Origin of the sequence: Arcticibacter pallidicorallinus, from assembly GCF_003002875.1 — a bacterium.
In the GTDB taxonomy this organism is placed as follows: Bacteria; Bacteroidota; Bacteroidia; order Sphingobacteriales; family Sphingobacteriaceae; genus Arcticibacter; species Arcticibacter pallidicorallinus.
This window is the reverse complement of the sequence record NZ_PVTH01000008.1, coordinates 22,000-35,445: the sequence shown is the minus strand read 5'-3', so window position 1 is coordinate 35,445 and position 13,446 is coordinate 22,000. Positions and strand designations below refer to the sequence as shown.

At 46.4% G+C, this 13,446-nt stretch carries 10 protein-coding genes and 1 tRNA gene; 6 read left to right on the top strand and 5 right to left on the bottom strand.

Annotation, left to right across the window (positions count from 1 at the left end; translation table 11 throughout):
• Positions 1–12: 12 nt before the first annotated feature.
• The 5 genes from B0I27_RS13100 to B0I27_RS13080 all read right to left on the bottom strand — a co-directional run bounded on the left by B0I27_RS13100 (position 13) and on the right by B0I27_RS13080 (position 5,600).
• Entirely contained in the window at positions 13–1,554 is a 1,542-nt protein-coding gene (locus B0I27_RS13100) for an MFS transporter (RefSeq protein WP_106294082.1), read from the bottom strand.
• On the bottom strand, positions 1,538–2,701 hold the full coding sequence (locus tag B0I27_RS13095; protein WP_219905024.1) for an endo-1,4-beta-xylanase: 1,164 nt from the start codon (positions 2,699–2,701) through the stop codon (positions 1,538–1,540). Before B0I27_RS13095 ends, B0I27_RS13100 begins: the two co-directional genes overlap by 17 nt.
• Before the next feature lie 206 nt (positions 2,702–2,907).
• Positions 2,908–3,813, bottom strand: a complete 906-nt coding sequence (locus B0I27_RS13090) for an SGNH/GDSL hydrolase family protein (RefSeq protein WP_106294078.1) — start codon at positions 3,811–3,813, stop codon at positions 2,908–2,910.
• Between the two features lie 2 nt (positions 3,814–3,815).
• Positions 3,816–5,234 (bottom strand): MBOAT family O-acyltransferase, encoded by a 1,419-nt coding sequence (locus B0I27_RS13085; RefSeq protein WP_106294076.1) that lies wholly within the window; start codon positions 5,232–5,234, stop codon positions 3,816–3,818.
• Positions 5,235–5,526: 292 nt separating this feature from the next.
• A tRNA-Pro gene (locus tag B0I27_RS13080) sits at positions 5,527–5,600 on the bottom strand.
• A gap of 410 nt (positions 5,601–6,010) precedes the next feature.
• Here B0I27_RS13080 and B0I27_RS13075 point away from each other — a divergent pair.
• From B0I27_RS13075 to nagA, 6 genes are all read left to right on the top strand, one after another.
• A complete protein-coding gene (locus B0I27_RS13075) occupies positions 6,011–8,254 on the top strand; it encodes a heavy metal translocating P-type ATPase (protein ID WP_106294074.1) in 2,244 nt (747 codons plus the stop codon).
• A gap of 45 nt (positions 8,255–8,299) precedes the next feature.
• Positions 8,300–8,506 carry a heavy-metal-associated domain-containing protein gene (locus tag B0I27_RS13070; protein ID WP_106294072.1) on the top strand — a complete coding sequence of 69 codons (207 nt, stop codon included), beginning with the start codon at positions 8,300–8,302 and terminating at the stop codon, positions 8,504–8,506.
• Between the two features lie 122 nt (positions 8,507–8,628).
• Positions 8,629–10,434 (top strand): glycoside hydrolase family 9 protein, encoded by a 1,806-nt coding sequence (locus B0I27_RS13065; protein WP_245925513.1) that lies wholly within the window; start codon positions 8,629–8,631, stop codon positions 10,432–10,434.
• A gap of 23 nt (positions 10,435–10,457) precedes the next feature.
• Positions 10,458–11,135 carry a polysaccharide deacetylase family protein gene (locus B0I27_RS17750; protein ID WP_342751878.1) on the top strand — a complete coding sequence of 226 codons (678 nt, stop codon included), beginning with the start codon at positions 10,458–10,460 and terminating at the stop codon, positions 11,133–11,135.
• Positions 11,136–11,139: 4 nt separating this feature from the next.
• A complete protein-coding gene (locus B0I27_RS13060) occupies positions 11,140–12,327 on the top strand; it encodes a heparan-alpha-glucosaminide N-acetyltransferase domain-containing protein (RefSeq protein WP_106294070.1) in 1,188 nt (395 codons plus the stop codon).
• A gap of 1 nt (position 12,328) precedes the next feature.
• A complete protein-coding gene (nagA, locus tag B0I27_RS13055) occupies positions 12,329–13,435 on the top strand; it encodes an N-acetylglucosamine-6-phosphate deacetylase (protein ID WP_106294068.1) in 1,107 nt (368 codons plus the stop codon).
• Positions 13,436–13,446: the final 11 nt, after the last annotated feature.

The window sequence follows — 13,446 nt, the reverse complement described above, 5'->3', positions numbered from 1 at the left end:
TAGAAAATACTGTTAAACTACTTGGTCAGCTGCATATTTGGAGCGTCGCGCCGCGAGATCCCTTTCTATCTCGACTTCGGTCTCTTTACGGATCGGATACCAGAATAGCAGGGATGCCGCTGTTAAAAATATCAAGCCCGGAATTACGCTCATCAGCAGCCGGATACCAGTTGTTGCAGATTCTGGTTGTACCGCCGCATCAGGTATGTAGCCAAATACGCCAAGCAACCAGGCGGAAAGCGCTCCGCCGACGCTCAAACCCACTTTCAGACCAAAGATCATGGCCGAAAATATGATAGCCGTCGCCCTCCGGTTATTTTTCCACTCACTATAGTCAGCAACGTCTGCGATCATCGTCCACAGTAAAGGAGTCGTAATACCGTACAGGAAACCGAAGCAAATCTGGGCAACAAATACCGATATTACAGCAGTTGGTGATAGGAAATTGAGGGCAATTAAAGTGATTGCCGATGCTGTCAGAAACCATCCGAAGATGTTCCGTTTTCCAAATCTATCCGCAAGCGGCTTGGAAAAGGCGATACCCACGATCATCGATATGGTACTCAATGCGCTGCTTAAACTCGCAACCGCATACGGCGCATTATCTGATTTCGAGAATTCCGTAAATGCTTCAGGTGTAAATATCGTACCGAGCCAGGCAATGATGCCTTCAAATCCTATCAGCTCCAGGAACTGCACCTGACTAGCTTCTGTAAGGTAATATTTGAAATAGAAGATGTTCATCCCCCCCCTTGTCGCAAGCGTGATAAATACCAATATCGTGAGGACAAGCATGATGATCCAGGGCTTGTTCTTCGAAAGGTCAGCCAGATCCTGTAAGATCGGGGTTTTCTGTTCTTTCGCCGGTATTACTCTTTCCCTCGTAGTGAAGAACGTGATAATGAAGCAAATAACTCCTGTTATTGCGAATACCAGCATCACCTTTTCAAATCCATTAGCCTTATCCCCGTCGCCCAGCGAGAGTGCCAAAGGAAGCAATAGTACCTGGATGATAAACTGTGCCACCATTACCGCGGTAAAACGATAAGAAGCCAGGCTGTTTCGCTCTTTCATACTCCCCGTCAATACACCGCTCAGTGCTGAGTAGGGCAGGTTATTGGCTGAATAAACAAGCACAAGTAAAAAGTAAGTGATGAACGCATACGCGATCTTACCATTCTCATTAAAATTCGGTGTGGAAAAAGCAAGTAGTGAAATCACACCAAAAGGAATAGCGGTCCACAATATCCATGGCCGGAACTTGCCCCAGCGGGTATTGGTCCTGTCCGCGATTGCGCCCATCGCCAGATTAAAAAAGGCACCCACTATACCACCGATCAAAATTACCAGACTAGCAGCAGCAGGGGGTATCTTATATATATCCGTATAAAAGAAAGCCAGGAAGGCCATCAGTGTCTGGAAAATAAGATTCGCAGCGAGATCTCCCAAGCTATAGCCGATTTTTTCGACTACAGATAGTTTCTGGAGTTCAGGAGGCAATAATTCATTCGGGGTCTTTACAGAATTGGCGGTTTCGCTAGTTGAGCTTTCCATGGTTAGTTCCTTGGGTTAAAGATACGTCTTTTTTGATATTCATAATCTGGTGGAAAGCACGCTTCGGTTGTAGTTCCCGGTCGAAAAGCAGTGGGTAGTTGGTTCTCCCTCTAACCGGCCAGTTATTCAGCCATGAGTCAGCGTCGCTCACACCCCATAAGGTAACCCGCCCAACTTTATCTTTATGCTTCAGGAAGAGGCGGAACAATGCTTCGTAGCCATCAGCCAGTTTATTCTGAACGCTGTCGGGTAAACCAGCGGCATAAGGGTTCATCTTGGCCTGATACTCTGCGCGGGCACTTACATCCGCGGTGGCAGATTGAAAAGGATGAGGTAGTACACTGATATCAAGCTCGGTGAACATCACATCGACGCCAAGGGCAGCAAACTCCAGAATAGAATCTTCAATGTCTTTCATCGGAATGTTATTTACATTCCAGTGCCCCTGTATGCCTACACCGTCGATACGGACGCCGGCCGCCTGGATTTGCTTGATTAAGCGTATTGCGCCGGCACGTTTTTTTGGCTGTTCAATATTATAATCATTATAATACAACTTCGTTTTCGGCGAAACAGCCTCCGTTAGCCGGAATGCTTCCACTACGAAATCTTCTCCCATCTTGTCTAAAAAGACCGATTTGCGCATAGTGCCGTCTTCATTCAAGGCTTCGTTCACAACGTCCCATGAATAAACTTTGTCTTTGTAGCGTGTTGCAACCGTAGTAATGTGGTCTTTGAAGAAGTGTTTTACCGAATCAGCGTCTTTCATTCTTCTCACGAAGCTGGGTAATTGGCTATGCCAGATCAAAGCATGAGCATTAATCACCATGTTCCGGCGTTTTGCCTGCTCAACCAGCTGGTCGGCCAATTCGAAGTCGTACCGTCCTTTTTCAGGTTGTAACATCTCCGCTTTCATGATGTTTTCGGGGGTGACAGCATTGAAATGTGTCACCTCAACTTCTGCCATCCGGGGGTCCGTTTCTTTGATTTGGTTTACGTTTACCGCTGTTCCAATCAGGAAATCGTTCTTGTAGGCGTCCTTTAGCGTCGATAATTGTTTGGTTTCCGAGGTTTTACTGAGGCTGCTGCAATTGGTTAGTAGCAGAGCCGCAAACGCCATCGTCAAAAGTGCTGCTTTTTCTTTCACGTTGTCAGGTCTTAATGGTTGTAACTAAGACCAAATGTAGCAGACGTATATCTGTAAAAAGGACACTTTTCGCCCGTTTTATGGTACAAATGTTTAGTTATGCCATATGGAGCCTCCCGTATCGATGGAAGCAGCGACTTCTTCAAATTCTGTTACGAATAAAATTCAGTGCGGGGGGATTGCCTGTCACGTCTGCTGTAATTGCATCACTGAAGATGTGCTGCAATTATAGCAGACGTAAATGCTTTTGCACCCGCATCGTTTAGGTGCGCACCATCATAAAACATATCGTATGCATCCGGCTTGAATAGCTCTGAATAATCGTAAGCTCTGAGCTTATATTTATTCAAGGTCTGATTTGCCGTTTGTATCGAGTTATGCTTGTAAGTCTTCATGTCTGGTGAGACCATAACATAGAGCTTTATATTACGCCTTTGAGTTTCTTCAACAAAATTTTCAAAGGCAGCAAGTTTCTCTTCCGACTCCTTATAATGGTTGTTTTCAACATGCCTTGCTTTGGCTATATTGTGCATCTTACCAACAAGTGGCTCGTATCCATTAAAGTGCTTCTGTCCCATTCCCAAATGGTGCTGTAAGATGGAAACAGGTAAAGAATTAACCCGGTAAAGAGTAGAGATATTTGCCAGTGAATAATCCTTTTTGCTCTCTTTGTAGATCAAATCATGCACCTCTTTGTTTTTATTAATATAGGGCATAAAGACAGTCGTCAAGCGCTCCTCTTCGTTATTTTCAACCTCGAAGTCGTTGATATTTAAATCCAGTATCACAATTTTAGGCGTATGGTAGCTCAAAACTGCTTTCAAAAGCGTTTCGTAATACTTCATCTTCATCCCATCGCGTCCGAGATTGTAGCAGGACAGGCCTGTTTTTCGGCGAATAAGTTCAGGGATATAATGATGGCTAGCTCTGGAGCTGCCGAAAATTAAAATATCTTCTTTGGCGTGTAGCAGGGCATGTGTAGTTATGGCGGAGTCTCCTTGCTTTTCATTAAAAAAATAATGTTCAATTAATTTGCCCAGCGTTCTGTCTGTCGCTAATAACAAAGCCAGGAGCAGAATTCCATTTAAACATAATTTGTAAAATGCTTTCATGTCTAAAATTGAAAATAGATAAACTGCCCCCCGTTAAACACCCCGAACAGAATGATGCACAATACCATGATTGTATATCCGGCGTATCTCAACGCCCGGTTCGGACTATGAAACACTTGTATGATGTCACAATAGTATTCCGTGATATATTCCACAATGAGGAGGAACAAAATCCAGATCACTGAATAGGCGAAAGTTTCGGGCGTGCCAATAAACAGGTCGCCAGGTTTAAACGTGAAGATGCTTTCGCAGATAGCGAATGCCTGGTTAACGTTATTCGCCCTGAAAAATATCCAGGCGAAGCACACTAACGTAAACGTCAGCAAAACCTGGAAAGCGTTGGTCAGAGGCCGGTATCCCAGATAATTACGATCATTAAAATTTTTAAACGATACGCTGAAGATCTGATAAGTCCCGTGTAGAGCTCCCCAAACGATAAAAGTCCAGTTCGCACCATGCCAGAGGCCACTCACCATAAACACAATGAAGAGATTACTGTACCATCTTAACTTAGATACTTTACTTCCACCTAAAGGGAAATAAAGGTAATCTCGGAACCAGGTTGAGAGCGAAATATGCCATCTGGACCAAAACTCTTTGATGCTTGCAGCAAGATAAGGCCGTCTGAAATTCATCATCAGGCGATAGCCCATAACTCTTGCACAGCCTATAGCGATGTCAGAATATCCCGAGAAATCACAATAAATCTGGAATGCAAAAAAGACAGTGGCGACAATAAGTGTTAGGCCACTGTGCTGATCGGAGTTATTATAAACTGCATCAACGTAAAGAGACAATCTATCTGCTATGACAACTTTTTTAAACAGTCCCCAAACGATGTGTTTTAACCCTTCCACTACGTTCTCGTAGGAAAACTCCTTTTTCTCGTGCAGTTGAGGCAGAATATTCTGGGGCCTTTCGATTGGCCCTGCAACCAACTGCGGGTAAAACATCACATACAATGAATAGATCCCAAAATGGCGCTCGGCTTTTTGATTGCCGCGATACACCTCAATGGTATAGCTCATTGCCTGAAATGTATGGAATGAAAGGCCAATGGGCAGCAAGATATTCAGATATGGTATTTTATTATTATAGTCAAAATTACCCAACAAGAGAGAGAGATTCTCATTGAGGAAGTTGTAGTATTTAAAAATGGCAAGAACTCCGATATTGGCGATTAGGCTCAAGATCAAAAAGAATTTTCTCTTTTTCCCCTTGCTCGTCTCTATCAGTATCCCTGCGAAATAGTCTACAACGATCGTGAAGCCCAGGATCAAAATATAAACCGGAACAAACGTCATATAGAAATAGCAGCTTGCAGCTAGCAGCAATTTCCACCTGTGCTGATGAGCTAATAGAAAGAAGGCAGGTGTAACGACAATAAAAAAGAAAAAAAAGTGCAGCGAATTAAAAAGCATAATGGTTTTGAGCTGTTAAAATGGAACGATGCTTTTATGTCAATTGGGTTAGTATTGTTAGTTTAACAAGATTTACATAATCCACTCCTTCATGATCAGCATGACGTTAATCATGTGCGATTCTTTTTTACAGAACTAATATATCACTTACGGTGTTACCAAGTTCGATATTAGTAGCTTACGTGGTTATTTTGTGAAGATCTGGTAAGTGGAGTGTGATGTTTAAGCACAAAAAAACCTCTAAGTAGTAAAACTTAGAGGTTTAATCTTTCCGGATTTTTATTCCCTGATGTCGGGGTGGCAGGATTCGAACCTACGACCTCCACATCCCAAATGTGGCGCGATACCGGGCTACGCTACACCCCGAATTTCAACTCTTTTGATCTTTTAAATGATCTCTTCGTTGAGGGTCTGCAAAGATAGTAACTTTGTTTTTTCTTGCAAATATATTTTAAAATATATTTTGCTGTTTAAAACGCTTTGTTTCTCTCTCAGCGGGAGCAAATGTAAGCGCTTTATTGGGTTTTCCAAAACATTTTATGGCTAAAAACAGGGCTGTAAGTCCTTTTTGTAATCAACACCAAGATAATGTGTGAATTACAATTCAAATATTTTTTCAAAATCTATTTGAACTGCCCCATAACAGTTAAACTGCTCCCCAATTCGTTCTTTATCCGCAGCCAAACTACCATCGAAATAAGATATAAAGCTTCATACGAATTATGTAAAACCATCGATAGTCTACGTTCGTACCTTTGTAATGTAAGATAACAGGTATGAAGAATCAATCAGCAGCAAGCAAATCAGTCGTCAGGCAAACTTTCCCCGTAACTGGAATGAGTTGTGCTGCCTGCGCCTCCAGCGTCGAGTCTACGCTGAAGACAGCGCCCGGGGTGCAGGATGCCGGGGTCAACTTCGCCAATGAAACTGCCTGGGCTGAATTTGATGAAACGCAGACCAACCCTCTTGCGCTTCAGCAAACGATCAGGTCAGCAGGGTATGATATCATTGTCAATGTAGAGGATCCGTCCAAAGTCCAGCATGACCTGCAGTTGCAGCACTATAAAGAAACGCGGCAACGTACGATATGGGCTTCAGCTCTCGCGTTTCCGGTATTCCTGATCGGTATGTTCTTTATGGATATGCCCTATGCGAACTGGATTTCCATGGTGCTCACCCTGCCGGTGCTTTTCTGGTTCGGTCGCTCTTTCTATATCAACGCCTGGAAGCAGGCCCGGCACGGGAAGGCCAACATGGATACCCTGGTAGCGCTTAGTACGGGCATAGCCTATATTTTCAGCGTATTCAACACGCTCTATCCGGAGTTCTGGCACAATAGGGGCATACATCCGCACGTCTATTTCGAAGCGGCTGCCGTCATCGTGGCGTTTATTCTCCTCGGCAAGCTTCTGGAAGAAAAGGCCAAGTCAAATACCTCCTCGGCCATTAAAAAGCTGATGGGGCTGCAGCCAAACACCGTTAGGGTTCTTGAAAGCGGACAAGAGAAGGAAGTGCCCATCGCCGAAGTGGAAACAGGCAGCGTCATCGTGCTTCGTCCGGGTGAGCGTATTCCGGTCGATGGTCTTATTCTATCAGGAAGCTCCTATGTCGATGAAAGTATGATCACCGGAGAACCGGTCCCGGTCAGAAAGGAAAAAGACGACAAGCTCTTTGCCGGAACGATCAACCAAAAGGGCAGTCTCCAGTTCGTAGCCGAAAAGGTAGGAAGTGAAACGCTCCTGGCAAATATCATCAAGATGGTGGGTGAGGCTCAGGGCAGCAAGGCCCCCGTACAAAAGTTAGTAGATAAAGTTGCCGGGATATTCGTGCCGGTGGTCATCTCCATAGCCATTCTGACTTTTATCGCCTGGATGATTTTCGGTGGAGAGGATGCTTTTACCCATGCGCTGCTCACCTCCATCACGGTACTGGTGATTGCTTGTCCCTGTGCCCTGGGTCTCGCCACACCTACGGCCATTATGGTGGGAGTGGGGAAAGGTGCCGAAAATAACATACTGATTAAGGATGCAGAAAGTCTGGAACTCGGACATAAAGTGAATGCCCTGATCCTGGATAAAACCGGTACCATCACCGAAGGGAAACCTAGAGTGACCGAAGTGGTCTGGAGCGCCCTTTCTGAAGCCCACAAAGAACAGGTGAGCAATCTTCTGTACAGCCTGGAAATGCACTCTGAACATCCGCTGGCGGAAGCCATAGTCGGCCATTTAAGAGATAAGGGTGCAACCGCTATTCCGTACGACTCGTTCGAAAGCCTTACTGCACGCGGCGTAAGGGCAAGCTTCCTTGGAGAGAGCTACTTCGCAGGTAATCGACAGCTGATTGACGAACAGCAGATCCACCTCGACGTTTTCCTTGCCGACCGTGCAAAGGCTCTTCATGAAAAAGCAAATACGGTCATTTACTTTGCTGATGAGGATAATGTCCTTGCGTTAATAGCCATCTCCGACAAAGTCAAAGCCGGATCTAAGAACGCCGTCCGAACCTTGAAGGAGATGGGAATAGACGTTTACATGCTTACCGGAGATAACAAACAAACCGCCGCAGCTATAGCGGCAGAGGTTGGGATTTCCCGATATACGGCAGAAGTGCTCCCTTCAGAAAAAGCCGACTTTGTTAAAGAACTCCAAAAGCAGGGCAAGGTGGTTGCCATGGTGGGCGATGGGATAAACGACTCGCAGGCACTGGCACAGGCTGATGTGAGTATTGCTATGGGCAAGGGCTCTGATATCGCGATGGACGTGGCGAAGATTACACTCATCACCTCAGATCTGCAGTCTATCCCCAAGGCGCTGCGGCTTTCCCGGCAAACCGTGCGAACAATCCATCAGAACCTTTTCTGGGCGTTTATCTATAACATCATCGGCATTCCGCTTGCAGCCGGCGTGCTATATGCATACAACGGCTTCCTCCTCGATCCGATGATTGCGGGGGCGGCTATGGCTCTCAGCTCCGTTTCTGTCGTCAGCAATAGTCTTCGACTCAAAACAACCAAGCTCTAAGGCTGTAATACAATATCAATACAGAATCAATTTATTATAAATATCATGGATACAACAAAGTTCAAAACCAATATCAAGTGTGATGCCTGCGTGGCGAAAGTGACGGATGCGTTAAACAATGCAGTGGGAGATAGTAACTGGGAGGTTGATTTGAAGGATCCGCAGCGGACCCTGACGATCTCTGAGGCAGTCCCGGCAGAAAAAGTAATATCAGCTCTCCAATCTGCAGGCTATCAGGCAGAGGAGATTTAAAAGCAGGAATTTATAGAATTTTATCCATTGCGGTAAATTAAGAAGGGAAGACTTGTTTATATGCTGTTTTTTGCGTTGTTTTATATAACTGGTAATGAACTATCGCATAAAACAGCAAACTAATGAACAAGTCTTCTATTTTTTTTGCTTTAATCCTGCTATTTCTTGCAAAATTCTCCTCGGCAGAGGCTGATAAGTCCTGGATTAGGATTAACCAATTAGGCTACAGTCCGGGAAGCGTCAAAGTAGCGGTCCTAGGCTCCAAAGAATCCCGCAACTTCAAGTCCTTTGAGCTCATAGATGCCAAAACAGGAAAATCCGTACTGAAAAGGAAGACGGGAAAAGACTTCGGATCCTATGGTCCTTTCAGAGCCTCCTTTCGTCTGGACTTCTCCGACTTCAACCAATCAGGAACCTACTTTATAAAAGCCGGCTCCGCACGCTCGCCGGAATTCAGCATCTCTCCGGATGTCTATAAGGGAACTGCCGACTTCGCCCTGCGCTACATGCGTCAACAGCGATGCGGCTTCAACCCCTACCTCAAAGACTCTTGTCATACACACGACGGTTACTCACTATATGGCCCGATGCCAGAGAAAACCCATATTAACGTAGTTGGCGGCTGGCACGACGCATCCGATTACCTGCAATATTCAACCACATCGGCAAACGCTACTTACCATTTGCTTGCTGCATATCGCGACTTTAAAAACGTTTTTTCAGACCGCCATCAAACCAACGGCCTCGAGGGCGGCAATGGCAGGGCTGATGTGCTGGATGAAGCTAAATGGGGACTCGACTGGCTGATGAAGATGCATCCCCGCAACGACTGGATGTTCAATCAGATAGCAGACGACCGCGACCATTCCGGTTACCGCTTACCTAACAAAGACTCCGTGGACTATGGATATGGCAGGGGCAAAGGCCGGCCCGTCTATTTCATCACCGGAGAAGTGCAGGGTTACAACAAGTATAAAAACCGGGCTACAGGCACATCTTCTACCGCCGGAAAGTTTGCCAGCGCCTTTGCTCTGGGGGCTCAGCTCTTCACAAATTACGATAATGCCCTTGCTCAGGAGCTGATAGATAAGTCGCTCTCTGCCTATCAGTACGGTCTCATCAAGCCGGGGGTGTCGCAAACAGCGCCGGGCTCTGCTCCTTATTTTTACGAAGAAGACAACTGGGTAGACGACATGGAGCTGGGTGCAGCAGCCGTTTATCAGCTTACTGATGATAAAAAATACTTTGACCAGGCCCTGAATTACGGTGCACAGGAGAAAATTACTCCCTGGATGGGCGCTGATACTGCCAGGCATTACCAATGGTACCCTTTCCATAATTTTGGCCACTATGAGCTGGCGGTAAAGAGCGATGCCATAAACAAAGCCAAACTGATCAGTTACTACAAAGAAGGCATTGAAAAGGTATGGGCAAAATCAAAAAATAACGCTTTCTACCGCGGTATTCCATTTATCTGGTGTTCCAATAACCTGACTACATCTTTTGCCATTCAATGCGTCCTCTACCGCCGATTGACTGGTGATAATACCTATCTGGAGCTGGAGCAAGCCGCTTTCGACTGGCTCTTCGGACTCAATCCCTGGGGGACATCCATGGTTTATGGTTTGCCTGCACATGGTGATACTCCTGTCGATCCGCACTCCTCCTTTACCGTGCTGCACAATTACCCGCTGGATGGAGGACTCGTTGATGGGCCCGTATACGGAAGCATCTTCAACAATCTCCTCGGCATTCATATGAAAGGTGAAGATGAATATGCCGAGTTTCAGTCTCAGCTGGCGGTGTACCATGACGATACAGGCGATTTTAGTACCAATGAACCCACTATGGACGGGACAGCGTCGCTCGTTTACCTCCTTGCAGCGAAAGAAAGCCAGTCCGGGGAGGTACTGAAGCCAAAAAAGTAACGAAGGATGCCCAGGGCGCTGTCATACGTGGTGACCTGAGCCAAAAAACCATCGCACTTGTCTTCACGGGCGATGAATTTGCAGATGGTAGTCCCGAAATTCTAAGAACGCTGAAAAAGCACCGCACGCAGGCATCATTCTTTCTAACGGGAAACTTCTATGCAAAACCCGCATTCCGATCACTGATCAGGGATATTCGGAAGTCCGGCCACTATCTGGGAGCTCATTCCGATAAGCATTTGCTGTATGCGGACTGGGTAAAGCGGGACAGTTTGCTGGTTACAGAAGATGAATTCAAAAAGGATCTGCTCGCAAACTATAGCAAGATGTTGCCTTTTGGTGTAGGAAGCAAAGATGCGCCCTATTTTATACCACCCTATGAGTGGTACAATAAGCAAATCGTTAGTTGGACGGAAGATCTCGGCCTGCAGGTCGTTAACTTCTCTCCGGGCACCAGCTCTACTGCCGACTATACCTATCCGGAGATGGGTAAAAGCTACAGAAGCTCCGCGGAGATCTATGATTCGATTCTCGATTTCGAGAAGGGCGACCCTCATGGACTAAACGGATTTATTCTGCTGGTCCACATCGGAACTGATCCGCGGCGCAAGGATAAATTCTACGATAAGCTTGATCAGCTTCTGACGGAGTTGAAAGCCAAGCAGTATACTTTCGTAAAAATCAATAAGCTATTGGACTAAAGGTATGATAGAGAACCCAAATTCAAACCGATTGATTTCAATTGACGCCTTCAGGGCAGTTACGTTGCTACTGATGATTTTTGTAAACGACTTCTGGACTCTGAAGGAGATTCCCGCATGGTTGGGGCATTCCCGGGCAGACGAGGACGCAATGGGTTTTTCAGATGTCATCTTTCCTGCGTTTCTCTTCATTGTGGGGCTTTCCATTCCTGTTGCTATTCAAAACCGGCTGAAGAAAGGCTCCTCACTTATGGCCACGGGCGGCCACATCCTGATGAGGTCTTTAGCCCTCCTGATTATCGGTTTCTGCCATGTGAACCTCGGAAACTACAGTAGCGAAGCACTACTTCCCAAGCCGCTGTGGGAGTTCCTCATTACGATTTCCTTCTTCCTCATTTGGCTCGACTATAGCAAAGATAGCGGAAGTAAAAGGCCCCTGGTGCTTCAGATTACTGGCATCATCCTTCTCAGTATCCTGCTCATTATCTATAAAGGCGACGCGCCGGATGGCCACATCTGGATGCGTCCGCGCTGGTGGGGAATTCTCGGCTTAATCGGATGGTCATACCTCTTGAGCAGTATGGTGTTCTTAATTTCCAAAGGGAAATTCAAGAGACAACTTCTGGCCTTTACTTTTTTCCTGTTCTTCAGCATAGCGAACCATTCAGGCTGGCTGCATGCTCTGGATGGGATCAGGAGCTACGTTTGGATGGTGGAAAGCGGCTCTTTACCCGCCTTAGTCATGGCGGGGGTCATCACCTCGATGGTCTACGCAGATAGTCGTCAGTCCGCCAAAAAGTTCTGGATCTTTGTGCCGTTGGCTGCTATCCTTATGATCGGTTTCGGACTCGTTACCAGACCACTTTGGGGAATTTCAAAGATTCTTGCCACTCCGTCCTGGACAGCTATTTGTATAGGCATCAGTATCCTGGCCTTTGCTTTTTTTGTCTACCTCACCGATCTGAAAGGAATTACGGCGTGGTATAAATGGATAAAACCGGCAGGAGTCAGCACCTTAACCTGTTTTCTGCTGCCCTATATTCACTCTGCTTTTCTTCAGACAATAGACTACCGCCTGCCGGTCGAACTTCGTACAGGGGCGATAGGGCTCACTAAATCTTTCTTATTTTCGTTGTTAATCATACAAATAGCGGCTCTTTTGGAAAAAAGAAGAGTGCGTTTAAAACTATAGCATGATAGAAGTATTAAGTAATGGACGTATATATACTGGCCAAACGCTGGTAAAAGATAAATCCATTCTGATAAAAGATGGCATTATCCAGGGCCTGATTGATACCGCCGGCATTCCCCAACAAGCAAAGGTGACCGACTGTCAAGGCGCCATCATTGCCCCGGGACTTCTCGATCTGCAGATCTACGGAGGAGGCGGATACCTGTTTTCCGCCAAGCCCACAGCCGAGGCGCTTCACGCGATAGCCGATGCACTTGTCGCCAAGGGAACGACCGGCTTCCTGATTACCCTGGCTACAAACTCCATGGAGGTATTTATGGAGGCGATCCGGGTAGTGAGAGATAACCCGCATCCGGCGGTACTGGGACTCCATCTGGAAGGTCCTTATATCAATCCGGAGAAACGTGGAGCACATATCCGGGAGTATGTAAAACCGCCCGAAATAAAAGAAGTAGAAGCGCTCCTTCAGGAAGCAGAAGGAGTTATCAAAATGATGACACTTGCTCCAGAGGTATGCAGTCAGGAAATCATCCGCTTGCTTAGCCGAAACCAGGTTATCGTTTCCGCAGGTCACAGCTCTGCAACCTACGAGCAGGCAGCGGCAGGGTTCAGGCAGGGGATCAGCTGCACCACGCATCTCTTTAATGCGATGTCGCCTCTGCACCATCGCGATACGGGCTTGCCCGGTGCAACCTTCCAGTCAGACAAGGTAAGAGCCAGTATTATCGTCGATGGTATTCACGTCGACTACCAGGCGGTGTCCATTGCCAAAAAGATCATGCAAGAGCGTCTGTTTTTTATTACCGATGCCATAGAAGAATCCTTAGAAGGTCCATATATCCACATCAGGCAGTCTGATCGCTTCACGCTCCCCGACGGAACCTTATCAGGATCTGGTCTTACGCTGCTGAAAGCTGTTGAAAACGCAGTGAAACACGTGGGCATTAGCCTCGAGGAGGCACTTCGAATGGCCAGCCTGTATCCCGCGCAGATCCTCGGAAGGCCCGATCTGGGAAGCATCTCAGCAGGCGCCAAGGCAGATCTGCTGATCTTCGACGAAGACTTTAAGGTACAGCAGGTATGGTTAAACGGTACAAGGAATAACTAAATACAGAAACA

Coding starts and splice junctions, on each gene's coding strand:
- B0I27_RS13090 (WP_106294078.1), bottom strand. CDS start 3,813: ATGAAAGCATTTTACAAATTATGTTTAAATGGAATTCTGCTCCTGGCT.
- nagA (WP_106294068.1), top strand. CDS start 12,329: ATGATAGAAGTATTAAGTAATGGACGTATATATACTGGCCAAACGCTG.
- B0I27_RS13100 (WP_106294082.1), bottom strand. CDS start 1,554: ATGGAAAGCTCAACTAGCGAAACCGCCAATTCTGTAAAGACCCCGAAT.
- B0I27_RS13075 (WP_106294074.1), top strand. CDS start 6,011: ATGAAGAATCAATCAGCAGCAAGCAAATCAGTCGTCAGGCAAACTTTC.
- B0I27_RS13070 (WP_106294072.1), top strand. CDS start 8,300: ATGGATACAACAAAGTTCAAAACCAATATCAAGTGTGATGCCTGCGTG.
- B0I27_RS13060 (WP_106294070.1), top strand. CDS start 11,140: ATGATAGAGAACCCAAATTCAAACCGATTGATTTCAATTGACGCCTTC.
- B0I27_RS13065 (WP_245925513.1), top strand. CDS start 8,629: ATGAACAAGTCTTCTATTTTTTTTGCTTTAATCCTGCTATTTCTTGCA.
- B0I27_RS13085 (WP_106294076.1), bottom strand. CDS start 5,234: ATGCTTTTTAATTCGCTGCACTTTTTTTTCTTTTTTATTGTCGTTACA.